Annotated in this window: 26 protein-coding genes; 11 read left to right on the forward strand and 15 right to left on the reverse strand. The window is 54.8% G+C overall.

The features are described 5' to 3' along the window. Window positions 1-112: 112 nt before the first annotated feature. The 3 genes from astA to ABYK60_RS08650 all read left to right on the forward strand — a co-directional run bounded on the left by astA (window position 113) and on the right by ABYK60_RS08650 (window position 3,543). Window positions 113-1,132, forward strand: a complete 1,020-nt coding sequence (gene astA, locus ABYK60_RS08640; RefSeq protein WP_372871585.1) for an arginine N-succinyltransferase — start codon at window positions 113-115, stop codon at window positions 1,130-1,132. A 9-nt stretch (window positions 1,133-1,141) separates the two neighbouring features. Beyond that, window positions 1,142-2,602: a succinylglutamate-semialdehyde dehydrogenase gene (gene astD, locus ABYK60_RS08645; RefSeq protein WP_372871586.1), complete on the forward strand. Its 1,461-nt coding sequence runs from the start codon at window positions 1,142-1,144 to the stop codon at window positions 2,600-2,602. Window positions 2,603-2,745: 143 nt separating this feature from the next. Further along, window positions 2,746-3,543 (forward strand): DUF1338 domain-containing protein, encoded by a 798-nt coding sequence (locus ABYK60_RS08650; protein ID WP_372871587.1) that lies wholly within the window; start codon window positions 2,746-2,748, stop codon window positions 3,541-3,543. Between the two features lie 96 nt (window positions 3,544-3,639). Here ABYK60_RS08650 and ABYK60_RS08655 read toward each other — a convergent pair whose 3' ends face one another. From ABYK60_RS08655 to crp, 4 genes are all read right to left on the reverse strand, one after another. Continuing rightward, window positions 3,640-4,974, reverse strand: coding sequence for a sensor histidine kinase (locus ABYK60_RS08655; protein ID WP_372871589.1), 1,335 nt, complete (start codon window positions 4,972-4,974; stop codon window positions 3,640-3,642). After that, window positions 4,971-5,645, reverse strand: a complete 675-nt coding sequence (locus ABYK60_RS08660; RefSeq protein ID WP_372871590.1) for a response regulator transcription factor — start codon at window positions 5,643-5,645, stop codon at window positions 4,971-4,973. The genes ABYK60_RS08655 and ABYK60_RS08660 overlap by 4 nt, the downstream gene beginning before the upstream one ends. Next, window positions 5,626-5,970, reverse strand: a complete 345-nt coding sequence (locus ABYK60_RS08665) for a PepSY domain-containing protein (protein ID WP_372871591.1) — start codon at window positions 5,968-5,970, stop codon at window positions 5,626-5,628. The genes ABYK60_RS08660 and ABYK60_RS08665 overlap by 20 nt, the downstream gene beginning before the upstream one ends. 83 nt (window positions 5,971-6,053) lie before the next feature. Continuing rightward, window positions 6,054-6,689 (reverse strand): cAMP-activated global transcriptional regulator CRP, encoded by a 636-nt coding sequence (crp, locus tag ABYK60_RS08670; protein ID WP_011761111.1) that lies wholly within the window; start codon window positions 6,687-6,689, stop codon window positions 6,054-6,056. Window positions 6,690-7,081: 392 nt separating this feature from the next. Here crp and ABYK60_RS08675 point away from each other — a divergent pair, with 392 nt between their 5' ends. Then, window positions 7,082-7,858 carry a sel1 repeat family protein gene (locus tag ABYK60_RS08675; RefSeq protein ID WP_372871592.1) on the forward strand — a complete coding sequence of 259 codons (777 nt, stop codon included), beginning with the start codon at window positions 7,082-7,084 and terminating at the stop codon, window positions 7,856-7,858. Window positions 7,859-8,130: 272 nt separating this feature from the next. Here ABYK60_RS08675 and ABYK60_RS08680 read toward each other — a convergent pair whose 3' ends face one another. The 3 genes from ABYK60_RS08680 to ABYK60_RS08690 all read right to left on the reverse strand — a co-directional run bounded on the left by ABYK60_RS08680 (window position 8,131) and on the right by ABYK60_RS08690 (window position 10,335). Beyond that, window positions 8,131-9,024, reverse strand: coding sequence for a phosphoribulokinase (locus ABYK60_RS08680; protein WP_372871593.1), 894 nt, complete (start codon window positions 9,022-9,024; stop codon window positions 8,131-8,133). Window positions 9,025-9,116: 92 nt separating this feature from the next. Beyond that, on the reverse strand, window positions 9,117-9,368 hold the full coding sequence (locus ABYK60_RS08685; protein ID WP_372871594.1) for a YheU family protein: 252 nt from the start codon (window positions 9,366-9,368) through the stop codon (window positions 9,117-9,119). After that, window positions 9,352-10,335: a hydrolase gene (locus tag ABYK60_RS08690; RefSeq protein ID WP_372871596.1), complete on the reverse strand. Its 984-nt coding sequence runs from the start codon at window positions 10,333-10,335 to the stop codon at window positions 9,352-9,354. Before ABYK60_RS08690 ends, ABYK60_RS08685 begins: the two co-directional genes overlap by 17 nt. A gap of 144 nt (window positions 10,336-10,479) precedes the next feature. On the opposite strand from ABYK60_RS08690, the gene ABYK60_RS08695 reads away from it, so the two are divergent. After that, complete coding sequence (locus ABYK60_RS08695; protein WP_372871598.1) at window positions 10,480-10,998, forward strand: TAT leader-containing periplasmic protein; 519 nt, start codon at window positions 10,480-10,482, stop codon at window positions 10,996-10,998. Between the two features lie 10 nt (window positions 10,999-11,008). Then, window positions 11,009-12,655 carry a GMC family oxidoreductase N-terminal domain-containing protein gene (locus ABYK60_RS08700; protein WP_372871599.1) on the forward strand — a complete coding sequence of 549 codons (1,647 nt, stop codon included), beginning with the start codon at window positions 11,009-11,011 and terminating at the stop codon, window positions 12,653-12,655. A 73-nt stretch (window positions 12,656-12,728) separates the two neighbouring features. Here ABYK60_RS08700 and ABYK60_RS08705 read toward each other — a convergent pair whose 3' ends face one another. Beyond that, window positions 12,729-13,169, reverse strand: a complete 441-nt coding sequence (locus ABYK60_RS08705; RefSeq protein ID WP_372871600.1) for a TIGR02444 family protein — start codon at window positions 13,167-13,169, stop codon at window positions 12,729-12,731. A 19-nt stretch (window positions 13,170-13,188) separates the two neighbouring features. Further along, the gene (locus ABYK60_RS08710; protein WP_372871601.1) at window positions 13,189-15,102 is read right to left on the reverse strand and encodes an ABC transporter ATP-binding protein; all 1,914 of its coding nucleotides are present in this window, start codon (window positions 15,100-15,102) and stop codon (window positions 13,189-13,191) included. Between the two features lie 134 nt (window positions 15,103-15,236). Between ABYK60_RS08710 and ABYK60_RS08715 the strand changes: the two genes are divergently transcribed. Further along, complete coding sequence (locus ABYK60_RS08715) at window positions 15,237-15,434, forward strand: YheV family putative zinc ribbon protein (RefSeq protein WP_372871602.1); 198 nt, start codon at window positions 15,237-15,239, stop codon at window positions 15,432-15,434. A 99-nt stretch (window positions 15,435-15,533) separates the two neighbouring features. Continuing rightward, window positions 15,534-16,388: a pirin family protein gene (locus tag ABYK60_RS08720; RefSeq protein WP_372871603.1), complete on the forward strand. Its 855-nt coding sequence runs from the start codon at window positions 15,534-15,536 to the stop codon at window positions 16,386-16,388. An 84-nt stretch (window positions 16,389-16,472) separates the two neighbouring features. Here ABYK60_RS08720 and ABYK60_RS08725 read toward each other — a convergent pair whose 3' ends face one another. Beyond that, the gene (locus tag ABYK60_RS08725) at window positions 16,473-17,420 is read right to left on the reverse strand and encodes an L-threonylcarbamoyladenylate synthase (RefSeq protein WP_372871605.1); all 948 of its coding nucleotides are present in this window, start codon (window positions 17,418-17,420) and stop codon (window positions 16,473-16,475) included. A 46-nt stretch (window positions 17,421-17,466) separates the two neighbouring features. Between ABYK60_RS08725 and mltA the strand changes: the two genes are divergently transcribed. After that, window positions 17,467-18,675, forward strand: coding sequence for a murein transglycosylase A (mltA, locus tag ABYK60_RS08730; protein ID WP_372871620.1), 1,209 nt, complete (start codon window positions 17,467-17,469; stop codon window positions 18,673-18,675). 1 nt (window position 18,676) lies between these two features. On the opposite strand, the gene ABYK60_RS08735 is transcribed toward mltA, so the two are convergent. Continuing rightward, window positions 18,677-19,057 carry a TonB-dependent receptor gene (locus ABYK60_RS08735; RefSeq protein ID WP_372871607.1) on the reverse strand — a complete coding sequence of 127 codons (381 nt, stop codon included), beginning with the start codon at window positions 19,055-19,057 and terminating at the stop codon, window positions 18,677-18,679. Between the two features lie 252 nt (window positions 19,058-19,309). Further along, window positions 19,310-19,936 (reverse strand): LysE/ArgO family amino acid transporter, encoded by a 627-nt coding sequence (locus ABYK60_RS08740; RefSeq protein ID WP_372871608.1) that lies wholly within the window; start codon window positions 19,934-19,936, stop codon window positions 19,310-19,312. A gap of 142 nt (window positions 19,937-20,078) precedes the next feature. On the opposite strand from ABYK60_RS08740, the gene ABYK60_RS08745 reads away from it, so the two are divergent. Continuing rightward, window positions 20,079-20,978: a LysR family transcriptional regulator ArgP gene (locus tag ABYK60_RS08745; RefSeq protein ID WP_372871609.1), complete on the forward strand. Its 900-nt coding sequence runs from the start codon at window positions 20,079-20,081 to the stop codon at window positions 20,976-20,978. Between the two features lie 20 nt (window positions 20,979-20,998). Then, window positions 20,999-21,418 (forward strand): GNAT family N-acetyltransferase, encoded by a 420-nt coding sequence (locus tag ABYK60_RS08750; RefSeq protein WP_372871610.1) that lies wholly within the window; start codon window positions 20,999-21,001, stop codon window positions 21,416-21,418. A gap of 67 nt (window positions 21,419-21,485) precedes the next feature. Here ABYK60_RS08750 and ABYK60_RS08755 read toward each other — a convergent pair whose 3' ends face one another. From ABYK60_RS08755 to napG, 3 genes are read right to left on the reverse strand one after another with little or no spacing between them, the layout of a single operon-like run. Next, a complete protein-coding gene (locus tag ABYK60_RS08755) occupies window positions 21,486-21,917 on the reverse strand; it encodes a nitrate reductase cytochrome c-type subunit (protein ID WP_372871611.1) in 432 nt (143 codons plus the stop codon). Then, window positions 21,914-22,825, reverse strand: a complete 912-nt coding sequence (napH, locus tag ABYK60_RS08760; protein ID WP_372871612.1) for a quinol dehydrogenase ferredoxin subunit NapH — start codon at window positions 22,823-22,825, stop codon at window positions 21,914-21,916. Before napH ends, ABYK60_RS08755 begins: the two co-directional genes overlap by 4 nt. Further along, entirely contained in the window at window positions 22,822-23,544 is a 723-nt protein-coding gene (gene napG, locus ABYK60_RS08765) for a ferredoxin-type protein NapG (RefSeq protein WP_041410561.1), read from the reverse strand. Before napG ends, napH begins: the two co-directional genes overlap by 4 nt. Window positions 23,545-23,568: the final 24 nt, after the last annotated feature.

The following is a 23,568-nucleotide window of genomic DNA, read 5'->3' on the forward strand; positions in this document are numbered from 1 at the left end:
TGCCAATCGCCAGAGGTGATTACATTGACAGAATTTCTGTCGATGGCTATTGCACCTTGAAAAGGCAAAATTAAAGAAAAAACGGCGGGCGGGACCGGGAGGAGAAACAACGATGTTAATCATACGTCCAATCCGATCCAGTGACTTCGATTCTCTGTACCGCATTGCAGTGGAATCAGGCCATGGTTTCACCTCATTGCCTGTTAACGAAGAACTGCTCAAACGCAAAATTGCACGCTCTGAAGCATCCTTTCAGAAAGCGGTCGATAAGCCTTTTGATGAAGGCTATCTGATGGTGCTGGAAGATACAGCTAACGGTAAGGTAGTGGGCACCTGTGCTCTGGAAGCTGCCGTGGGCATGGAGGATGCGTTTTATCACTATCGTCTCGGTACAGAGGTTTATCACTCCGAACAAATCCAGGTTCGTAATGAGGTCGAAACCCTGACCCTGTGTCACGACTACACAGGCGCAGCCGAACTTTGCACCTTGTTTTTGCAGGCAGATTACCGCAAAGGCAACAACGGCAGAATGTTATCACGCAGTCGGTTCCTGTTTTTGGCGCAACATGCGGCCCGTTTTGGTGAGACTGTTATTGCCGAAATGCGTGGCGTCAGCGATGAAAATGGCAATTCGCCATTCTACTCCTGGCTGCAGAAACACTTCTTGGGTATCGATTTTGTTGAGGCGGACTATCTGTCTGGCCTGGGGCAAAAGGCCTTTATGGCAGAGATGATGCCCAGAAACCCTGTTTACGTATGCCTGTTGCCCGAAGACGCACAAAAAGTCATTGGTGAAGTACATACCAATACCCGACCTGCGATCAGTTTGCTGCGTGCCGAAGGTTTCCGATGCCGTGGTTATGTTGACATCTTTGATGCTGGCCCAACGGTTGAATGTAACCTGCAGGATATTCGTGGGGTCCGTGAAAGTCGGGTGTTAACCGTACGAATTGGTGACATGCCAGCCTCTGAGGACAGCTTTATTATCTCCAATACCAAGTTGGCCGATTACCGTGCCAGCTGCGCCGAACTGCAAGTAAGCAAAGATGGCGATGACGTTGTTTTAAGCCCGGAACTCGCCGCTGGCCTGATGGTTACAGAGGGTGAGCTGGTGCGCGTACTGGCAATATAGGATTTCGATATGACGCAATTTATTAATGGTCAGTGGCTTGCTGGCGAAGGCAAAGAGATGCAGTCAAAGAACCCCGCCAATGGCGAGGTGATTTGGCAGGGCAAGGCGGCGGTACCCGCTCAGGTTGAAGCCGCGGTCATGGCAGCACGCAACGCCCAGTTTGATTGGTTTATGCTGGGCTTCGAAAGGCGTCAGGCCATTGTTGAGGCTTACAGAGCCCAACTTGAAGCGCACAAGTCTGAGCTTGCCGATGTAATAGCGCAGGAAACAGGCAAGCCGTTGTGGGAAACCGCGACCGAAGCGGGCGCTATGATAGGCAAGATTGGTTTGTCGATTGCTGCTTACCATAAGCGTACTGGTACCGAGATTAATGACGGGGCTGCCGGCCGGGCGGTGCTGCGTCATAAGCCGCATGGGGTTGTAGCGGTATTCGGCCCATATAACTTCCCCGGTCATTTGCCAAATGGCCACATAGTGCCTGCGCTGCTGGCGGGTAACGCTGTGGTGTTCAAGCCTTCTGAGCTGACCCCAAAAGTGGCCGAAGAGATGCTGAAACTCTGGGACAAGGCCGGTCTGCCCAAGGGCGTGATTAACCTGGTACAGGGCGAAGTGGAAACAGGTAAGGCGCTTGCTTCTCACCCGCAACTCGACGGCCTGTTCTTTACCGGCAGCTCGCGCACAGGTCATCTGCTGCATCAGCAGTATGCCGGTCATCCGGGTAAAATCCTGGCGCTGGAAATGGGCGGCAATAATCCGCTAATTATCAAGGGCGTCAGTGATACCCGCGCAGCGATACACGACATTATTCAGTCGGCCTTTATCTCTTCCGGTCAGCGCTGTACCTGTGCCCGCCGTTTGTACGTAGAGAAAGGCACTGATGGCGACAAGTTGCTCGCCGGACTGGTTGATGCCGTTAAGGCTATCAAGGTTGGGCCATGGAATGCCGAGCCGCAGCCATTTATGGGCTCAATGATTTCAGAAACCGCCGCCAAGGGGATGCTGGATGCACAGCGTAACCTGCAAAATCTGGGCGGAAAATCACTGGTGGAACTGACTCATCTTAAAGCAGGTACAGGGCTGGTTTCTCCGGGGGTTATTGATGTGACCGATGTGATTGAGTTACCTGACGAAGAATACTTTGGCCCCCTGTTGCAGGTAGTGCGTTACAGCAGCTTTGATGAAGCCATTCGTCTGGCCAACGACACCCGCTATGGCCTGTCTGCCGGTATTCTGGCTGACGACAAAGCCGACTACGAGTACTTCCTCGATCGTATCCGCGCCGGTATTGTGAACTGGAACAAGCAGATCACCGGTGCCTCTGGCTCAGCTCCGTTCGGTGGGGTAGGCGCTTCAGGTAACCACCGCGCCAGCGCTTTCTATGCTGCCGACTACTGCGCTTATCCGGTGGCATCCATGGAGTCCGACAGCGTGACCATGCCAGCCAGCCTGAGTCCGGGTCTGTCGATATAACCTCTGACGGCGCGTTCCATTTGGGCGCGCCGTTTTGTATTCCCCGTATCTGTAGTAACCACTGACGTACTGAACACCCGTAATACCGGGCGCAGCAGGACACCACAAGCACACTGGTTCCCGCTGCTGTTAAGGAGTGATTGATGCACACTGATGTAAATGCCTTGTTTGCCGCCCTCTGGCAGGACTATATCGACATGACCCCTTCCGCCGCCAAAGTACATACGCTGCTTGGTAAGGGTGAAGCCATTATCAATGATCATATTGCCCTTCGAACTTTTAACCTGGAAAAGGTAAATCTGGACGTACTGGCGGCACATTTTGAAGCCTTGGGTTACAGGGCGTGCGCCGACTATAACTTTGAAAAGAAGAAGCTGCGTGCAAAGCATTTCGAGCATCCCGATACTACCCAGCCAAAGGTGTTTATTTCCGAGCTGCTGGTGGAAGAATTCAGCCCTGAACTGCAAGCCATTGTGAAAGAGATGGTGGCACAGGTAGATGAGTCGGCCACAACAGCTGAGAACTTCCTCTATTCAGGTCGCCACTGGAAAGTGGATTTTGCCACCTATCAAAAACTGTTGGCTGAGAGTGAATACGCCGCCTGGGTCGCTGCCTTTGGTTATCGCGCCAACCACTTTACTGTGTCTATCAACCATTTGCCCGGCTACAGCAGTATCCTTGAGGTGAATGATGCCCTCAAGCAGGGTGACTTTGTGCTGAACGCAGTCGGCGGAGAAGTAAAAGGCTCGCCTGCGGAGCTGCTGGAGCAGTCATCTACCATGGCTGACCGTATTGCAGTGGCCTTTGACGATCAAACCGTTGAACTGCCCAGCTGTTTTTACGAGTTTGCCCTGCGCTATCCCAAGGTTGATGGTGAGCTTTACACAGGTTTTGTGGCCGCATCGGCCGACAAGATTTTTGAGAGCACCAATGTTAACTGATCCTCTGTGATCTCGCAGCTGCCAGCGGGCAGATGAAAAATGCAGCAAACAAAAATCCCGGCCAAGGCCGGGATTTTTGTATCGCGGAGCAGATGATTAGCTGAGTCTGAAGCCGATGCTGACCTTAAGGCCACCCAAGCGTTCGCTGCGGGAAAAATCCAACATGAGTTCGTATTGCTCGCAGATTTCCTTCACAATCGACAGCCCCAGTCCGTGCCCCATTACAGCTTCATCCAGACGTTTGCCGCGCTCAGTAAGCTGAGACAAGGCCTCCGGTGCCACTCCCGGACCATCGTCTTCAATCTCCAGCCATAGACTGTTTTCCGAAGGGAAAATACGCAGGGATACATCACCTGCAGCCCATTTGCAGGCATTGTCCAGCAGATTGCCAAGCAGCTCCATGCCATCTTCACGGTGAATAGGCATGCGGTTGATACCTTTGGCAATATCCACCGCAAAGCGAATTTCTTTGCTGCGATGCACCTTCTCCAGGGTGCCGGTAAGGCTGTCGATATCCCTTGGGATCTGCATTTGCGCTGCCGGCAGCATGTCGCCGGTGATGCGCGCCGCGGCGAGCTTGCGCTCAATCATCTTACGGATCATATCCAGCTGTTGCTGCATCGCTTCGGCCATCTCTGGATCGCTCAGCCCTAAGGTTTCCACTTGTTGCTGCATTACCGCCAGCGGAGTTTTAAGACCATGGCTCAAATTGCCCAAATTATTGCGGCTACGGGCAATCTGCTTGCTGGTGTAATCCAAAAGCTCGTTGTAGGTGGAGGCCAGTGGGTGCAGCTCGGCAGGAATGGTGTCCAGCGCCAGACGGTCAGTTTCACCGTCCCTGAGACGGAACAACGCTTCTTTTATTTTGCTCAGTGGCTGGAATGATTGGCGCAGCACCAAAAATATGCCAGTGATCATTGCCAATAACATGCCGAGATTCACCATCAGCTTGGTGCCATAGATTTCACTGAACACCTGGCGGCCGATACTTAAGTCCTGAGCCACCGTCAGCGTGGCCTGAATTTTACTACTTTGGGATTTGAGTCCGACGCTGAGCAGTTGCATATCGTGATTTTTCGGCCCTTTGGCCTGCCATACCCGGGTTTCACCGGGGGAGAGAGCCAAAATGTCCAGCTGTTGGTCCCATAGCGAGCGGGAGCGAATGACGTCTTCGGGCAGGTTCAGCTGATAGTAGCGTCCGGAATAGGCGGGTTTATAAAAGCCGGATAGCATCGATTGTTCTATGCCAATATCGCCGTCCTGTATGTGGGTGGCGAGGATAACATGCTCTAAATCTTCTTCGAGTCGGTTGATAATGGAGTCGTGAAAGGCCTGTCTGAGCATGGATTCAAACAAAAACAGGCCGACTATGGTGCCCACAATCACAAGCCCGGTCAGCCATAGACTGAGCTTGGCGCGAATCGAGATCATACTTCCACGCCGTGGAAGATATATCCCTGACCGCGACGGGTTTCAATGGCGGTCTTGCCGAGCTTCTTGCGCAGGTGGGTTACGTACACTTCCACCACGTTGCTCTCTTTTTCATCGTCAAACTGGTACAGCTTGTCGGTGAGCTGTGACTTGGACAGGAGTTTTTTGGGTGACAGCAGAAAGATTTTCAGCAGGCGGAATTCCATGGCAGTAAGCTCATGAGTTTGCTCGCCAACCTGCACGGTTTGCTGGGATTCATCCAGGGTGACGCCGCCATAGCTGAGCTGCTTGCCGGGGCTGGCCGGACGGCCGTGGGCGCGGTTAATCAATGCGTGAATACGTGCCAGCAGTTCCTGGGCATGGAAGGGTTTGCCCAGATAGTCATCGGCACCTGCATTGAAACCTTCGACTTTTTCGTGCCACTGGCTGCGGGCAGTGAGCATGATGACCGGGGTGGTAACACCCGCATTGCGCCATGTTTCAAGCAGAGTAAGCCCATTGCCGTCGGGCAGACCGATGTCGAGGATCACGCAGTCATATTGGGTTTCTTTAATAAGGTAGTCGGCGTCTACCGCCTTGTCGGTCACATCGGTTACAAAGCCGGCCTGTTTAAGCTGCTTTTGCAGCTCTTTGACCAGCATCGCATTGTCTTCAACGAGTAGCAGTTTCATGGGTTTGGCATTCGTCCGGCAGTTCTGAATCGGGACTGAGCTTCCCGCTCGATGCGTCAACGCTCAGATGAGTTATCTCACCACGTTGAAAGCCAAACTGCAAATCGTAACGCCATGAGTCTCCATCCTGATACAGGTGGGCGTCGAGCAGTTTTCCCTGGCAAAAGGCCGCGACCCTTTTGAGGGTGGCATCAAGGGATAAGATCTGCCCTTCACTGACCAGGCGTTTAGCCTCGTAGTGCTCCAGCTCAATGGCAGAAGCAGCCACTTTCCCCTGTAGAAGAACGGATGTAATGAGGATGCCCAAAGGCAGTCGTCGCGACATGCATACTCCTAAAAGAAAAAGTGGCTCCGGATAGATCGAGAGCCACTTTACGTGAGCAGACTTAAGTCAAGCTGAATGCTATATCAACGGGTGCCGTACACCACGATGGTTTTGCCGTGAGCCTGAATAAGGTTCTGCTCCTCCAGCATTTTAAGGATGCGACCCACAGTCTCGCGTGAACAACCTACGATTTGACCGATTTCCTGACGGGTGATCTTGATTTGCATGCCATCAGGGTGAGTCATGGCATCTGGCTGGCGTGCCAGGTGCAGCAGCGTCTGGGCAATGCGACCTGCTACATCGAGGAAGGCCAGGTCGCCTACTTTTTGGCTGGTGCTCTGCAGGCGCACAGACATTTGTGCGGCAAGCTTCATCAGGATTTCTGGGTTTACCTGAATCAGTTGCTTGAATTTCTTGTAAGAAATTTCAGCAATTTCACAGGCCTGCTTGGCGCGAACCCAGGCCGTACGTTCGGCTTGTTCTTCAAACAGACCCAGCTCACCGATAAAGTCCCCCTGATTGAGGTAAGACAGGATCATCTCCTTGCCTTCTTCGTCTTTAATCAGAACGGCAACGGAGCCCTTAACGATGTAATAGAGGGTATCAGAGTCTTCACCGGCGTGGATCAAGGTGCTCTTGGCCGGATACTTATGAATGTGACAGTGGGATAAAAACCATTCCAAAGTTGGATCAGGTTTTGGTTTGCCAATCAGTGCCATGCCCGTATTCCTCGCATGTAAAAACTTAACTAAGGTCGTTCTAAATAAGTATTCTACGCCAATGTATCTGGTCAAACCATGATGCAGATCGAAGTTCAGAACAACAGAATGTACGCAATTACGCATCAAAATTAATGATTTATTTTGGTGTTTTGGTGATGTATGTCAACCAATACCGTAAGTGGATCTCACTCAAAGCGCCAGTATGCAGTCTATGTCACACGCCCAAATCTTTCGGTTTGGATCGATGTCATCCTTTAATGGCATGCTGTAGCGATTAGTGGTGTTATTCTTCCATTTGGTAAAGTGGGGCGCCATGGTACCTTTTGATACTCGACATAGTTGGTGTTTTCTGGCTAACTCATGAAACTGATGCAACAGGGAGCCAAGATGTGAAGTACTGGCAAGGTATTACTGCAGCAATAGTTCTATTGATGAATGTGGGTGCGGTTCAGGCGTTCTCGCTGCCCCGTCCTGCTGGCGATGAGGCCGCAGGAAAATTACTGCATATAGAAATGCGGGCCGCCAAAGAAGATGCAGATGCACAATTTTTGCTGGGATTGATGCATCTGTCCGGCCGCTATGTTGCCAAAAATGCCGATCTTGGTTTGCAATGGATTGGCCGCGCAGCCAATCAAGGCCATGACAAGGCGCAAAAAGCACTCGCCGATTTGCGTTTTGAAGGCCAGTTGGTAAATCGTAATCTTGCCGAAGCCGAACGTTGGTACTTGCAAATGAGTCTTCGCGGTGAGCGCTGGGCCAATTTCCGTCTCGGCTTTATTTATGCGGCCGGTGGTGATGGCGTTGAACGTAACTGTGGCCGGGCGATTGAGCAATTTCAGCTGGCGGGTGATCAGGTTGCCCTTGGCAATGCCGCCTGGATTCTAGCCACCTGTCCCGAAGCCAAATACCGCGATGGCTCCAAGGCGGTGACCCTGGCATTGAAGCTGCTGTCTGAAAACGCCAACGACCCGACAAATCTGGATAACCTGGCCGCGGCTTATGCCGAACTTGGAGACTTTAACAATGCCGTTGCCGCCCAGCAGCGCGCTATTGCGGCCCTTGAGCATGTTAAGCAAACAGAGGTAAAGGCCGAAGAGTTTCATCAGCGCCTTAAGCATTATCAGCAGGGTAAGCCTTATCGGGAAGTGATCCCTTTGCAGCCGTAAATGCCTCTTAACGCACTAAAGCCCGACTCGTTCGGGTTTTTTGTTGTTTATTTTTTTGGGAGGGGGAGAGGGGGGGCGGGAGTCCAAACAAGGGTGCTGCTTTGGGTGAGGTCGCTGACATACTCAGGGGAGCGAACAGATCAAGATGGGGGAATCCGCTCCCGAGAGTATGTCAACTATCGTAATTTCGCCTGAAATCCCGACGAAACACAGCATAAGCCCTATGACTTAAGAGAAACTGAAATCGCGATTAATAAAGTCACTTTTTGGACTTATTCAGACCCCGTATCTGCATCATGGATTTCTTGGCGTTTTTCCTGCAACTCCCGGATCAGAGGGGTCAGGATAAGCTCCATCGCCAGTGACATCTTGCCACCGGGCACCACCATGGTGTTCATCCGCGACATAAAGCTGCCCTGTAACATCGACAGGTAATAGGGGAAATCCACTTTGTTAAAGCCGCGGAAACGAATTACCACGAAACTTTCATCCAGACTGGGAATAGCCTTGGCAGAGAACGGGTTGGAAGTGTCAACCGTAGGAACTCGCTGAAAGTTGATATGGGTGCGCGAAAACTGCGGCGTCATGTGGTTGATGTAATCGTCCATGGAACGCACGATGGAGTTCATCACTTTTTCACGGCTATGGCCCCGGTCTGAGGTGTCGCGGATAATTTTCTGGATCCATTCCAGATTGACGATAGGCACCATACCAATCAATAAATCCACATGCTGCGCCACATCATGCTCAGCCGTGACTACTCCGCCGTGCAGACCTTCATAAAACAGCATATCGGTATCGCCGGGCAGTTGGCGCCATTGGGTAAAGGTGCCGGGCATCTGGTTATAGGGCACGGCTTCATCGAAGGTGTGCAGGTAACTGCGGGTTTCGCCGGTGCCGGTGGCGCTGTAATCGGCAAAGCATTGTTCCAGGCGGCCAAAATCATTGGCTTCCGGACCGAAGTAGCTGATGTCGCGGTTTTCAGCTTTAGCCTTGCGGATCATCACTTCCATTTCAGCGCGGGTATAACGGTGGAAGCTGTCGCCTTCCACATAGGCCGCATTGATACCAAGCTGGCGGAAAATGTGGTTGAAGGCGGTCGTCGTCGTCGTGGTCCCGGCGCCGGATGAGCCGGTAACCGCAATGATGGGATGCTTGGCAGACATGGCGCTTCCTGAAATGTTAATAAAAGATGAAAAGCTAGCGAAACCCTTTAGTTATACGGGGTTCGGCCCCTGCCGGTCAATAGTGCCCGCGGTTATTCAAGGCCTTTGTAAGCGGCCAGTTCACTCTTTTGACGAATGCCGACACTGTCGTTGTCTTCCGAATATTCCACAACAAGCTCGCCTTTTTTCAGTAAGCCTTTGCAATGGGCGATGGCACATTCAAGCCCGTCATTATCCAGGCTGGCGAAGCTGCCATCCTCCACCTGGGTTAACAGGTATTCGCGGATAAGGTTGTTCAGGGTTTCCGCGGGCAACTGCCCCAGGGCGTCATAGGGGATCAGCATGCAGACCTCCGGTTAAAAACTGCAAAATGCGTCGCTCCAGATAAAAGCGTGGCCGCCAGGGGCTGCCTCCATCGATAAAGCCGACGTGACCACCGTTGCTGTGCAGCTCATACTCCACCGCCGGTGACAGCTCGGCACTTTTGGGGATCACCGCATCCGTCATAAAAGGATCGTCCGCGGCGTGCATTACCAGCGTCGGAGTGGTGATGTTTTTCAGAAACGGCATGCCGCTGGCACGTTGATAATAATCGTACACATTGGCAAAGCCGTGCAATGGCGCCGTGACCTTGTCATCAAACTCAAAGAAAGTTTGCAGTGAATTCACATCCTGGGACAGCACCGGCATAGCCGGTCCCAGCCGGGCATCATTTACTTTAAAAGCAAGTTTGGTCTGCAGCTGGCGGATAAGGTAGCTCTGGTACACCCGTGAGAAGCCCTTCTCCAGTCGCTTGGCGCAGGCCGACAATTGCAGTGGCGCCGAGACCACTACCGCCCGCGTTATCTCACTTTGCTTGCCAAGTTCCCCCAGATATTTACCCAGCACATTGCCACCCAGGCTGTAACCCACTGCCAGTATGGGGCTGTGCGGCAGGCGGTGGCGGATACATTGCAGGGTATGGGCCAGGTCTTGGGTATCGCCGCTGTGGTAGGAACGGGGCAGTCGATTGGGCTCGCCTGAGCAGCTGCGGTGATGGTGAACTACGGCGGCAATGCCGGCCGCCTTACAGCTGTGCAACAAGCGGCTGGCATAGTGGGAGCGGGCACTGCCTTCCAATCCATGGATAGCTAAAATCAGCGGCTTGCCATCTTCTGCTTTACCCAGCCAGTCCAAATCGAGAAAGTCACCGTCGGGCAGCTCCAGCCGCTCACGTGTGAGAGCCGGTGTTGGCCTTTTGGTCAATACCGGCAGTATGGTTTGTACGTGGGGGCTTTTCGCCCACCAGGCGGGTCTGAAATAGCTGGTCATACCTTTGATTTAGTTGCCCGAAAATAAAACGTGTGTTTAAGTTGGGCAATTATAACCATGAGCGGTGGCTGCACAAAGTACCCTGTGCGATGATTGCCGTTTGGTTCTGTCAGGACTTAACCTGCCTTGGCAGGAGGGGAGTCAATGAATAGACGCACATTTTTACTCGCTGCCCTGGGCGGCACTGCAGCGCTGGCGCTGGGTGTGAGCTTGTATCAGCCCGAGTTTGCGCTGGATGAAAGCTACGATGAGGAGCACCGGCTGTTGTTTTCAGTGCTGCTGCCGGTATTGCTTGATGGTGCCTTACCCGAAATGGCGTTGCCAAGGGAAACCGCCATGAATCGCACCTTGGATGCCATTGCCAAAACCGTATCAGTGCTGCCTGCCGATCAGCGTCAGGAGTTGCTGCAGTTGCTCGATTCCCTCGAAAATCGCTTCGGTCTGTTACTGCTTACCGGCAGCATGGCACCGCTGCTGCTGCGCACGCCAGCAGAGCTGAACGCCTTTATTGACGATTGGCGCCAAAGCAGCCTTGCGCTGTTTAATAGCGCCTATTTGGGTCTTCGGGAGCTGGTGCTTGCCAGCTTTTACAGCTGCCCCGAACATTGGGTTGCACTCAACTACGCAAAACCCGAGTTACCCGGGATCGCTGTCCAGGCTTAAGGAGACCGTTATGGCTATTGTGGATCCCATCCGTGAAGGGCTGGCGGCTGGTTGGAAACATCTGGATGGTGCCAGCTACGAAGCGCCCGCCAAGCTGCAAACTCTCGAAGCGGACGTGATTATTGTCGGCACCGGTGCTGGCGGTGGTACAGCTGCTGAAATTCTCACTCAGGCTGGCCTGTCGGTCATCATGGTCGAAAAGGGGCCGCTGCGCTCCTCCAGTGACTTTGATATGGAAGAGCGCACTGCCTACCCCAATCTGTATCAGCAGGCTGCGGCGATGAAAACAGCCGATAAAGCGATTGGGATTTTTCAGGGGCGTGCGGTGGGCGGCTCTACTACAGTGAACTGGACCACCTCGATTCGCACCCCGTCCCATGCGCTGGATTTTTGGGCTGCAGAATATGCTGTAAAGGGTATGTCTGAGGCGGACATGGCCCCCTGGTTTGAGCAAATGGAACAGCGGCTTAATATCAGTCAGTGGACCTTTGATCCCAATCGCAACAATGCCATGCTGCGTAAAGGCTGTGAGCAACTGGGTTGGGATTACACCGTTATCAAGCGCAATGTACTCGGCTGCTGGAACACCGGCTATTGTGGCATGGGTTGTCCGGTCAATGCCAAACAGTCGATGCTGGTTACCACAATTCCGGCGGCGCTCAGTGGTGGCGCGACCCTGCTGAGCCGTTTTGAAGCGGTGAAGATTGAACATCAGGGCGACAAGGTGTTTGGTATTCGGGTTCGGGCCCGGGATGCCGCCCTTAAGCCCCGTGCTGATGAGCTGATGCTCAAGGGCAAGCACTATATTCTGGCTGGTGGCGCAATCCATACTCCGGTGCTGATGATGCGCTCCAAACTTGCCGACCCCATGCAGCTGCTGGGTAAACGTACCCTGCTGCATCCCACCGTGCTCTCGGGGGCTCTGTTCGATGAGGCCATTAATGGCCACAGTGGTGCGCCACAATCAATTTATTCCGACCAGTTTGTCTGGCAAAACGGGGCCGCCGGTGAGCTTGGCTACAAGTTGGAAGTGCCGCCCATTCATCCCGTGCTGATTGCTTCCAAAACCCTCGGGTTTGGAAAGAGCCATGCAGAGCTGATGGCCAACTTTAACCAGTTGCAGGTGGTGATAGCCTTGATCCGCGATGGCTTCCATCCCGACAGCCCCGGTGGCAAGGTGATGCTGACCGACAATGGCTTCACCCTGGATTATCCGCTCAGCGCAGGTTTCTGGCAGGCAGCACGGCGAGCCTTTGCCAGCATGGCCGAGCTGCAATTTGCCGCCGGTGCCCGCAAGGTGTTGCCTATCAGTGAAGGGGTGGGGTATTTAAACTCATGGCAGGAGGCTAAAGCGGCAATTGCCGATATGCCACTGGCGCCACTGAAAACTGTGGTGGCGTCGGCGCATGTGATGGGCGGCTGCCCCATGGGTGAAGATAAGGCCAAAACCATGGTCAACAGCATGGGGCGCAGTCATTATCTGCAAAACCTGTCGGTGATGGATGGCTCGGTTTTCCCAACCAGTCTGGGGGCTAACCCGCAGCTTTCGATTTATGGCATTACCGCCCGTAATGCCACTGCGTTGGCAAAGGAGTTAACGCCGGCAGCGGCACCGGCGTCAGACGTCGTTCTCGATGCCCCGGTGACTGAGGGCTAAGAGCCAGTTTCAACAGTAAGACATTCAAGACATAGAAAAGGCGCCATGGGCGCCTTTTTTATGTGGGTTAAAGTCAGTATCTGAGCTTGGCGGCCACGTCGATTTCAAGGCCAAATTCGGATAAAAGCAGCCTGAGGTTGTCAGCATCGCCTTCGGTGGCTTCAATCTGATTCAGCCGATGCAGCAGCAAGGTTTGCACCTTGCGCTCCATCATCAGTTCCACATCCAGCATCTGCCGGTATTCATTATCGCTGAGACTGGCTTTGGCCAGTTGGCGCAAGCGGCGATAGGGACCTATTAACCGTTCATCCCAGGAGGCTGCATCCCTGATAAGTTGTTGCCATTGCTCTGCCGGCAATCCGATACTCTGTCGGTCGAGTTCGCAGGCCAACAGCAGCAGATTGACGTTGAGATGGTAGTCTTCCTGCAGCGAAAGGCACAGTGCCTCGTGGCTGCTGTAGTGAGCCTCGCAGGCATGCCAAAGCTCAGGGGTGAAGATTTCCTCTGTGGTCAATTTCCGGCTCCTTTCGCCATCAAGCGGCGCCCATGGCCTCAAGTTCGATGGCATCAATTTGTTCCTGTAACTCCAGCCAGGCCATTTCGCTTTCTTCCTGTTGCTGCCCAAGGGTGGTTCGTTCGGCCAGAATTTGGGTCAGCTCGGCCTTGTTGGCTGCGTCGTACAGGCTGGTGTCGGCGAGGCGTTGTTCCAGTACCGACAGGCGCTGTGCCAGCTTTTGCTGTTGTTGTTCCAGTTTGTCCTGCTGCTTTTTCAGCGGTGATAGCTTTTGTCTGAGTTCGGCTTCCAGCCGTTTCTGCTGCTTTTTGTCGACGGTGGGGCGTTCATTGTCGTTGCTGGAGGCGCGGGATGCCGCTGCCTTGGCTGCATCCAGCAGCCACTGATGGTAATCGTCCAAGTCCCCTTCAAAGGTGCTGACTTCGCCGCCATCGACCAGATAATAATCGTTGCAGGTCAACCGTAGCAGATGTCTGTCGTGAGAGACAATTACCATCGCGCCTTCAAAGGTTTGCAGTGCCAGCGTCAGCGCGTGGCGCATCTCAAGATCCAGGTGGTTGGTGGGTTCGTCCAGCAGCAGCAGGTTGGGACGTTGCCACACCAGCAATGCCAGCACCAGACGGGCTTTTTCGCCGCCGGAGAAGGGAGCCACCGGTGACAGCGCCATGTCGCCATTAAAGCCAAAACCACCGAGGAAGTCCCGCAGCTCCTGCTCGCGATGAGTGGGTGCCAGACGCTGCAGGTGCATCAGCGGACTGTCATCCATGTGCAAATACTCCAGCTGATGCTGGGCAAAGTAGCCAATGGTGAGGCCCGGGTTGGGTTCGTATTTGCCGGTGAGTGGTTTGAGTTCACTGGCCAGCAGTTTAATCAGGGTCGATTTACCGGCGCCGTTGCGGCCCAAAAGACCGATACGGGCACCGGGCACCAAGTTTAAATGTACCTTACCGAGGATGGGCGTTTCACTATAACCCACAGACACGTTTTCCATGGCCACCAAGGGGTTTGGCAGACTGGCAGGCTCGCGAAACTCCATATAGAACTGGCTGTCGGCCTTGGCGGGCAGCAGCTCAGTCATCTTTTCCAATGCCTTCAGGCGGCTCTGTGCCTGCTTGGCCTTGCTGGCTTTGTAGCGGAAACGGTCGACGAAGGACTGCATATGAGCGCGCTCCCGCTGCTGGCGCTCAAAGGCCACCTGCTGCTGCGCCATGCGCTCGGCACGGGTGCGCTCGAAGGTGGAGTAGTTACCCTTGTAGTAGTTGAGCTTTTGCTGCTCCACATGGACGATTTCATCGACAATGGCATCGATAAAGTCGCGATCGTGACTTATCAGCACCAGGGTGCCCGGGTAGCTCTTGATCCAATCCTCGAGCCAGAACATGGTGTCCAGATCAAGGTGGTTGGTGGGTTCGTCAAGCAGCAACAATTCTGAACGACAAAGCAGTGCTTGAGCCAGATTCAAACGCATCCGCCAGCCACCGGAGAAACTGCGTACCGGCGATGACTGTTTGTCTTCGCTGAAACCCAGACCCGCCAGCAAGGCACCGGCGCGGGCGCGAATGCTGTAGCCACCAATGGCATCAAGCTTGCCGTGCAGCAGGGCAATGGCATGGCCATCGTTGTCGGCTTCGGCCTGACGCAGGTCCGCTTCCAGCTCCCGAAACTCCACGTCGCCATCAAGCACATATTCCAGTGCCGAGACATCCAGTGCCGGGGTTTCCTGCGCCACCGACGCAATGCGCCATTCGCGCGGTACCTGCAGCTCACCCTTATCCAGCGTCAGCTTGCCCATAATCAGCGCCAAGAGTGACGACTTGCCGGTGCCGTTGGCGCCGACCAGACCAACTTTGTGGCCGGGGTAAATGGTGAGATTGGCCTCATCCAGCAAGACTTTGCTGCCGCGGATAAGCTGGGCCTGGGACAGGGTGATCATGGATATTCAACACGCAGTGGGAAAGGGCTGAATGATAACCAAGTTCGGCGCTGGCATCCAGCGTGAAGCCGGGATTAGGGCAGACTGTGTAAGCTGTGGCACAATAGCGGCGTTTTTTCAGGTGGGTGTTTCCAATGAGTCAGAATAAAAGACGTTTTGTGGCTGGCGCCAAGTGCCCCAAGTGTGGTGCAACCGACAGCATAGTGCTGTTTAAAGACAATGGTGTTGAAACCGTTGAGTGTGTTGAGTGTGATTACCGCGAGCAACAAGCAGATGAAAAGGTTGCTAAAAAGGCCACCGGCGCTGTGATTGGGGTATTTAAACCCGATTGATGGTTATTCGATTTATTCGAAACGTTAGCGTGTAATATTGCGATATTCTTTCGTCTTGAGTCGGAATATGCTGTTCTTCATTAAACTGGAGGAAGCGTCATGAAACTCAAGACCCGTTTATTTTCCCGCCCCGCCATGGATGGAGACGGCGTCAATATCCGCCGGGTGGCCGACTTTAACCGGCTGCTGCTGGATCCGTTTTTGATGGTGGATGAAATCCGTTCTGACGATAAAAGTGACTTTATCGGCGGCTTTCCGCCACATCCTCACCGGGGCATTGAAACCTTTACCTATATCCGCAAGGGTGGATTTGAGCACCGTGACCACATGGGCAATGTGCGCGCTATCCGCGGCGCTGATGTGCAGTGGATGAGCACCGGCTCCGGGGTCATTCACTCAGAAATGCCGCTGGCCGATGCCAACGATGGCCTGCATGGCTTTCAGCTATGGCTCAACATGCCTGCCGCCGACAAAATGCGCCCGGCACGCTATCTGGACAGCACACAAATGGACAAGCCGCGCCATGACAATGGCCGTGGCGCCAGCCTTTATCCGCTCGCAGGCAGTTGGCAGTTTGAAGGGCACCAGCTTGAAGGCTTAATCCAAGGCCTGGCTGCCAATGGTGCTGTGGCAGACTTAAGCCTGCAAGCCAATGGCAGCGCGCGCTGTGCCCTTGGCCATCGCGGTTTTGCCGGTGCCTATATATATCAGGGGACTCTGATAGGGGACGACGGCGAGCGCCATGAACAGGGCGAGTATCTGGTACTGGAGGCCGGTAATATCGAATTTATCGCCGCCGCTGAAGGCGCCGGAGTGCTGCTGTTTGCCGGTGAGCCCATAGGTGAGAAAATCGTGCATATGGGCCCCTTTGTGATGAACACCGAGGAAGAAATCCGGCAGACCATCAATGACTATCAGACGGGGCGTTTCGGCTCCCTGGAATTGCCCAAATAGCCATACACCTTTAAGTCGACTGTTGTGAATATCGAAAAGGGGCCGCTGGGCCCCTTTTTTACAGGTGATTTTTACCGCGGTTTTTTAGAGCGGCTTGGCGGCCCGCTCGAGACGGTTATGCACCGCTTGCCAGTCGCTGCCGTGCGGCGGTTCGGCAATGTAGATGGCGCTTAAGGTTTGGTGGTCGAGCTGATACAAAGCATCATATAGCCCCTGTGCATAGCCTTCAGGCTCGGCGCCAAGGTCAATCAGCTTTCCGGCCACAGGCTGGCCACCACCACAGAAGATCCAGCCAATATCTTCGGCCTGATACAGATGGCTCATATCTGTGTTTGCCCCAAAACGGTAACAGGGCAGGCCGGGGGAGTAATGCCTGTGATGCTGTCCGGGGGCCACTACGCCGCCGCTTTGCTGGGCAACAGGACGACCAAGCACAGCTTCGATGCTGGCCACAGTTACCATGCCGGGTCGCAGCAATCTGGGTTCATCGCCGGGCAGCAGTGCCACAATGGTAGATTCCAGTCCTACTTCGCAGTTGCCACCTTCCAGAATAAGCAGCTCATCATCGGCGAACTGGCGCGCCACATGGTCGCTGCTGGTAGGGCTGATGGACATGTACTTATTGGCTGAAGGGGCCACCAAGGCGCGGCCAAGGCCATTCAGCAGCGCCAGCGCCTGCGGATGCGCCGGCATTCTTAAGGCAACTGTATCCTGCCCAGCGGTTACAGTGCGGGATACCCCGGCTTTTGCCGGTAGTACCAGAGTCAGAGGACCGGGCCAGAAGGCCGCCATCAGCGCTTCGGCGTCGGTACTGATATCGCAGGCCCAGTCATTAATCCAGCTCGCGTCGGCCACATGCACAATGAGTGGATTTGTCGCCGGACGGCCCTTCAAGGTAAATACTTTGGCGACAGCAGCCTCGTTGGCGGCATCGGCGGCAAGGCCGTATACCGTCTCTGTGGGCATAGCCACCAGCTCACCCCGGTTAAGGGTGGTCACGGCAAGGGAAATTTGGTCAGTGATTTGCGCCATAGGCACCTCTGTAAAACTGGCCGCGTATGGTAAAAATTTGACCAGAGTGAGTCAAGCTGAAACTGGCCGCAAAATGATGAATGGCTTTGCCTTTATCCGTGATTTTTGGCATGGTGCGGCAATCTTTACCGCTTTGGAGCCAAAGGTGAAATCAGCCCCGTTTAAATCCGTCAGTTGTCTGCTTCTGGCCACGATTATCAGTGCCTGCGCAAGTCAGCCTGACAAGGAACTTGGTAAGCGTTATCAGGACGGAGAGCTGCCAGAGGCTCTCAATTGGGTGGCCGCTGTGCAGTCTGATGCCGGCCGTAACTACAGCACTTTTGCTGACCAAAGCAGCCTGGTGCTTGCACGCTCACCCAGGCTGGCCGCCAAGTACGCTGCTGTATACCAGCAGCTGTCACAGTGGCTTGAAAGTGGCGGCGATCCAGTGTCTCTGGGAAACTTCGGTATAGAAGCAGCCCAGCTGGGTGGTGCCGACCGTCAGGGGCACGTGCTTTTTACCGGTTATTTCTCCCCCGTGCTGGAAGTACGGCACGAGCCAGACAGCCGCTTTCAATATCCGCTCTATGGCGTGCCTGGGTGCGTAAAACAAAAAACGCCCTGTCCAAGCCGTGAAGCCATTTTACAGGGCGCTCTGGCGGGGCAGGGGCTGGAGCTTGCCTACAGCGACAGCCTTATCGACACCTTTCTGATGGAGGTGCAGGGCTCGGGCTTTGTGCATTATGGCGATGATAACAGCCTGGAATACTTGGGCTACGGTGGCAAAAATGGCCATGCTTATCGCAGCATTGGCAAGGTGCTGATTGAGGCGGGAGAAGTGCCTCGGGAGCAGATGTCTTTAAAGGCCATTAAGAACTGGGCCGACACCAATCCAAAGGAGAAGGTCATCCCGGTGCTGGCGCAAAACCCCTCCTATGTATTCTTCCAGTCCCGCCCCAACCTGGATGTGCTCGGCAGCGCCGGTATTCCGCTGCTGCCGATGGCGGCCGTTGCCGCTGATAAGTTGCTGTTGCCCATGGGCACGCCCCTGTTGGCCGAGGTGCCTGTATTGGATGTTGAAGGAAATTGGACCGGCAAGCATGAGCTGAGGCTGCTGATAGCGCTGGATACCGGCGGCGCCGTGGATGGCGGTCATCTCGACCTTTACCACGGCATGGGCAGTGATGCCGGGCTTGCAGCAGGCCATTACAAGCATTTCGGCCGGGTATGGCGCCTTGGCCTTGGTGCTGGTTCCAGCCTGACTCTTGGTCGCTGAGTTAATGTGGTGCTGTTGGCTTTTTGATAAACAGCACCAGCATAAGCACCATGCCAAGCAGTAACATCAGTGAAGAGATGGCCAGCCCAGGGTCGATGGTTTCCACGGCTATATGCTGGCCATAGAGCAGAAACAATCCCGCCGACATCATCAGTACTCCTACTTGATGCAACCAGAACTGCGCCTGTACCAGGGCGCCTGAAGCCCCAGGCAGCCACAACTTGTGGCACAGGCCATAGATAAAGGACACCACAAAGCCCGCCAGCATGATATGGGCATGGCTGACCCTGTGGCCGTGGTCGCCGGACTTGGCCATGTAAATGCCAAGGCACATGCCGATAATGGCGTAGATGAGGGCGGTGATGATGAATTTTCTGTCCATCGCTGTTTTCTCCAACCTGAGTATGAAGAAGTATAGTAGCTATTGGCATTTGTTGTGTTGGCGCGTCCCGGCGCGGTGCAAGCCTCCGGGGATGCCTGGGATGAGACAGAAAGGGTTATCTATGGCAGTGGATGCGTGCCTCGATGGCGGCGGCAGCTTTGACTACGCGCTTGGGGAGTGCAGTGCCGGATAAGCTATTGGAAATGGCCGCTAAGCCATGCCCGCTCTGGGGCGGGCACAGCGATAAGGGATTCATTGCAGCAACGCCTTGGCGTAAGGCCACAGCAGCGCGGTGGCGATACTGTACATGGTGGCAAAGATAAAGCGGTCCAGATAACGCCAGGCCGCAGGCCTGGCAAACATAGGAGCCATCAGTCTGGCACCAAAACTCAAGGTAAAGAACCACACAAACGAGGCCAGCACGGCGCCTGCACCAAACCACTGGCGGTCGGGGCCGGAAAACTGGGTGCTGATGGAGCCCAGCAACACCACGGTATCCAGATACAGGTGTGGATTCAAAAAGCTGATGGCCAGAGTCGTCATCAGCGCTGCCTTGAGGCTGCCCGCACCTGTGGCTTTGGACAAATCCATTTCCTTATCGCTGAAGGAGGCCTTCAGGGCATTGGTGCCGTACCAGATCAAAAAGGCCGCGCCGCCCAGGCTGGCAGCGTGTTTCAGTATCGGAAACGCCAGCACCAGTGACCCCAGACCTGCCACACCGGCTGCAATCATCAGCGCATCGATAATGGAGCAGGTCAGGGCAATGGGCAGGCTGTGGGCGCGCATTATCCCCTGTTTGAGTACAAAGGCGTTTTGGGCGCCAACGGCGATGATAAGGCTGGCGCCTATGGCCAGCCCCTGAACGAATGCGGTTTCCACTGGGTTTTCCTCGACTCTGTAGCAATTGAGCGCAGCTTATCCAAGAAAAAATAATTAAGATAACTAATGTTTTTTATGGGACATTAGAAACTCTTATAATGTTTTTGCGCTGTTAACAGATGATGGCGACAGGGGATCGGGCATGCTGGATTACACCAATCTGAAAGCATTGGCTGCGGTGGTAGAGGCGGGGGGATTTGAGCGCGCCGCCAAGGTGCTCTGTATCACCCAGTCGGCGGTATCACAGCGCATTCGCCAGCTTGAAGAGCGCATAGGTCAGTCGCTGCTGATCCGCTCGGTGCCGGTTACGCCAACCCCGGCAGGCAAGAGGCTCTTGCGCCACTATCGGCAGGTGGCATTGCTTGAGAGTGAGCTTGGCAGCGAGCTTAACGCAGAAGATCCGGGCAAGCCGACCCAAATTGCCATCGCAGTCAATGCCGATAGCCTCGCCACCTGGTTCTTACCGGCGTTAAGCCCGCTGTTTGCCCGCTACGGCTGGCTGATGAAGCTGATTGTGGATGACGAGTCTTATACCCATAACCTCCTGAAAAATGGCGATGCGGTGGGCTGCGTGACCACCACTGCCGAGCCAATGGCGGGCTGCTCCAGTGAGTTCCTGGGGGTGATGCACTACCGCTGCGTGGCCACGCCTGACTTTGTGGCGCGCTTTTTTGCCGACGGCCTGACCACCGAGGCCCTGAGCCAGGCTCCGGCGGTAATTTTCTCCACCAAAGACAGGCTGCATGAGCGCTTTCTGTCGAGCTATTTCTCCATGCCAGTCAATGGTTTTTATCAGCATACAGTGCCCTCGTCGGAAGGTTTTCTGGATGCCATAGTGCAGCATTTGGGCTATGGTCTGGTGGGGCATCTGCAAGCCGACAAACTCATTGCTGCAGGCACCTTGGTTGACCTGTGCCCCGGGCTTGGCATGGATGTGGCCCTATACTGGCAGCATTGGAATATCAAGGCCAAGCACACCACCATTATCTACCGTGCGTTGGCGGCGGCCGCACGCCAGAGCCTTGGTCAGCAACAGATTTGATTTTAAACTCAGGTAGCTACATGTTAAGACAAGCCACTGATAAAGATATTGCCGCCATGCACCGGATTCGCCTGGCGGTAAAGGAAAACCGTCTCACCAGCAGCGCCATTACCGAAGCCGATTATTTGCCGCAAATTGCGCAAAGTGGCCGGGGCTGGGTGGTGGAGGAAAATGGTCAGATTCAGGCGTTTGCCATTGCCAATCGGGAGCAGGCCAGTGTGTGGGCGTTATTTGTGGCTCCCCACGCTGAAGGTTGTGGCTATGGCCGGAGTCTGCTGCGGACCATGATGGATTACTTTCGTGAGCACCATCTGTGTGAGGTAAAACTGACCACTGAGCCCGGCACCCGTGCCGAAGCCTTTTATATTAAGGCAGGTTGGCAACCGGATGAATTGCTGGAAAATGGTGACAGGCTGCTTTGGTGGCGCTGTGATAAGTGACCCAAACCAATAACACTGCAAACAAAAAGCCCCGCGATTGCGGGGCTTTTTGTTAATGGCAACCGGCTTATTTGGTGCTGAAGGTGTTTTCCACCAGCTCGGTCTTGTTGTCGGCCTGGGCCACGTGACACTGGGTACAGAAGTAGTTCTGACCATTGAGGGTGCCCTTGGCGTCCAGTGTGTGGGACTTGGCCACTGGGGTGGCTTTCATCCGCTCGGCCTTATCCCAGCTGTGACAGTTCATACAGCCATTTTTATTTAAGCTGATGGCGTAGTCGTCCTTGTGGGGAATAAGCGGTGGCTGCTCACTGTAGTTACGCTCGATAGCGGTGCCACGCTTGGGGTAGGTGGGCAGCGCATCGGCAGGGCGCACGTCAGTGATCTGGGCGCTGCCTGCCAGTGATTGGACATTAACCGGCTCATTGTTCACCGGGGCGTTCTGGCCGCTGCAACCGGCGATGGCGACAAACAGCGCAGCTAAGGTGAGTACTCTTTTCATTGTTCGTTCTCCGCCTTCTTGGCAATTCGGGGGCTTTTCTGTAAAGGATTATCCTGGAATGTAAATCGGTTCTTGTACTGGAATACGCCTTTGGCACACACATCGATACAGCGGCCGCACTGGGTGCAGTCCGAGTCTGTAATCATCGGATTTGCGCCCTTGAGAGCAGGTTTGAGCACCTGACGCTCGGGGCAGACCACGAAGCAATCCATGCAGTTGTTGCAGTCTTTGGCGTTCACCGCGGTCATCTTTACCGGGCTTAACTTGCCAAGGAGGGCAAACAGGGCGCCGCTGGGGCACAGGTGCGAGCACCACATCCGCTCGACCAGCAAGAGATCTGCAAGGAAGATAGCGACAAGCAGCCCAAGCCCGGCACCAGCGCCAAACAGCACGGCGCGGTAAAGTACGGGCACGGGATTGAGCCACTCCCAGGCGGCCACGCCCGTCACCACAGGCAACAGCAGCACCAGCGCCAACATAAAGTAGCGCAGCTGGCGCGGCAGCTCCGGGGTTCTTGGCAGGGCAAAGCGTCTGCGAAGGTATGCCGCCAGATCCGTCACCATGTTCACCGGACACACCCAGCTGCAGAACACCCGCCCCCCCATCAGCGCGTAAAACAGGCCGATAATGGCAGCGCCAATCAGCAGGCTGGCCTCTGGCACATGGCCGGAGGTAAGCAGCTGCAGTGTGACCAGCGGATCAGCCATGGGAATGGTGTCGAGCAGCAAGCTGGACGACAGGTTGCCCTTGAGCAGCCACAGACCAAACAGAGGGCCGATGGCAAACAGCGCCAGCACGGTCAGCTGTGTGGCGCGGCGCAGCAGCAAAAAGCGATGCGCCTTCCACCATCCCAGCTCGCGGATGGCATCCTCGGCAAAGCGTGCCTGGTTTACCTTGGCTGTGCTCATAGTTCAAACCCCTTGTTCAGCATTTCAAGGGTGGTGCTTTCGGTATTGAAATAGGTGTCGTGATCGGCGGTTTTACCCATGGCGATATGGGGTGGCAGTACCTTGATGGCCGCCTCGTCCAGCACGCAGGCATGTTCACACTTGCCGCAGCCGGTGCAGGTATCCGGGTTAACGACAGGAATAAACATGGCGTGATGGCCGCTGCGTTCATTGCGTGAACGCTCAAGGGTGATGGCATTATCAATCAGCGGGCAAACCCGATAACAGACATCGCATCTTAGCCCCTTGAAGTTCAGGCAGTTTTTCTCATCAATCAGTACGGCAATGCCCATTTTCGCCTGGTCGATGTCGGTGAGAGCCTGCTCGAGGGCGCCGCTGGGGCAGGCCTTGATGCAGGGGATATCATCACACATCTCGCAGGGCACCTTGCGGGCCTCAAACCAGGGCGTGCCGGTGGGTGCCTGTTCAAACCAGCGGGCGAGTTTCAGGGTATCGTAGGGGCAGGCCTCGACACACAAGCCACAGCGCACGCAGGCCGACAGAAAATCCTGTTCGGCCAGTGCCCCCGGTGGCCTGATGGCCTGGGGACCCAGCGGCTGTGATTTGGCTACTGTGGCAATGCCGCCTCCGGCCAGAGCAACAGCGCAGGACAGCCGGGCCGTCGTCGCCAGGAACTGGCGACGGTTAATGCCTTGGGTCTTACTCTGTTGTCTGGTCATGATAGTGCTCTCCCGTTCACTTTC

Source organism: Shewanella sp. (assembly GCF_041630135.1).
In the GTDB taxonomy this organism is placed as follows: Bacteria; Pseudomonadota; Gammaproteobacteria; order Enterobacterales; family Shewanellaceae; genus Shewanella.

Coding starts and splice junctions, on each gene's coding strand:
- astA (WP_372871585.1), top strand. CDS start 113: ATGTTAATCATACGTCCAATCCGATCCAGTGACTTCGATTCTCTGTAC.
- astD (WP_372871586.1), top strand. CDS start 1,142: ATGACGCAATTTATTAATGGTCAGTGGCTTGCTGGCGAAGGCAAAGAG.
- ABYK60_RS08650 (WP_372871587.1), top strand. CDS start 2,746: ATGCACACTGATGTAAATGCCTTGTTTGCCGCCCTCTGGCAGGACTAT.
- ABYK60_RS08655 (WP_372871589.1), bottom strand. CDS start 4,974: ATGATCTCGATTCGCGCCAAGCTCAGTCTATGGCTGACCGGGCTTGTG.
- ABYK60_RS08660 (WP_372871590.1), bottom strand. CDS start 5,645: ATGAAACTGCTACTCGTTGAAGACAATGCGATGCTGGTCAAAGAGCTG.
- ABYK60_RS08665 (WP_372871591.1), bottom strand. CDS start 5,970: ATGTCGCGACGACTGCCTTTGGGCATCCTCATTACATCCGTTCTTCTA.
- crp (WP_011761111.1), bottom strand. CDS start 6,689: ATGGCACTGATTGGCAAACCAAAACCTGATCCAACTTTGGAATGGTTT.
- ABYK60_RS08680 (WP_372871593.1), bottom strand. CDS start 9,024: ATGTCTGCCAAGCATCCCATCATTGCGGTTACCGGCTCATCCGGCGCC.
- ABYK60_RS08685 (WP_372871594.1), bottom strand. CDS start 9,368: ATGCTGATCCCCTATGACGCCCTGGGGCAGTTGCCCGCGGAAACCCTG.
- ABYK60_RS08690 (WP_372871596.1), bottom strand. CDS start 10,335: ATGACCAGCTATTTCAGACCCGCCTGGTGGGCGAAAAGCCCCCACGTA.
- ABYK60_RS08695 (WP_372871598.1), top strand. CDS start 10,480: ATGAATAGACGCACATTTTTACTCGCTGCCCTGGGCGGCACTGCAGCG.
- ABYK60_RS08700 (WP_372871599.1), top strand. CDS start 11,009: ATGGCTATTGTGGATCCCATCCGTGAAGGGCTGGCGGCTGGTTGGAAA.
- ABYK60_RS08710 (WP_372871601.1), bottom strand. CDS start 15,102: ATGATCACCCTGTCCCAGGCCCAGCTTATCCGCGGCAGCAAAGTCTTG.
- ABYK60_RS08715 (WP_372871602.1), top strand. CDS start 15,237: ATGAGTCAGAATAAAAGACGTTTTGTGGCTGGCGCCAAGTGCCCCAAG.
- ABYK60_RS08720 (WP_372871603.1), top strand. CDS start 15,534: ATGAAACTCAAGACCCGTTTATTTTCCCGCCCCGCCATGGATGGAGAC.
- ABYK60_RS08725 (WP_372871605.1), bottom strand. CDS start 17,420: ATGGCGCAAATCACTGACCAAATTTCCCTTGCCGTGACCACCCTTAAC.
- ABYK60_RS08735 (WP_372871607.1), bottom strand. CDS start 19,057: ATGGACAGAAAATTCATCATCACCGCCCTCATCTACGCCATTATCGGC.
- ABYK60_RS08745 (WP_372871609.1), top strand. CDS start 20,079: ATGCTGGATTACACCAATCTGAAAGCATTGGCTGCGGTGGTAGAGGCG.
- ABYK60_RS08750 (WP_372871610.1), top strand. CDS start 20,999: ATGTTAAGACAAGCCACTGATAAAGATATTGCCGCCATGCACCGGATT.
- ABYK60_RS08755 (WP_372871611.1), bottom strand. CDS start 21,917: ATGAAAAGAGTACTCACCTTAGCTGCGCTGTTTGTCGCCATCGCCGGT.
- napH (WP_372871612.1), bottom strand. CDS start 22,825: ATGAGCACAGCCAAGGTAAACCAGGCACGCTTTGCCGAGGATGCCATC.
- napG (WP_041410561.1), bottom strand. CDS start 23,544: ATGACCAGACAACAGAGTAAGACCCAAGGCATTAACCGTCGCCAGTTC.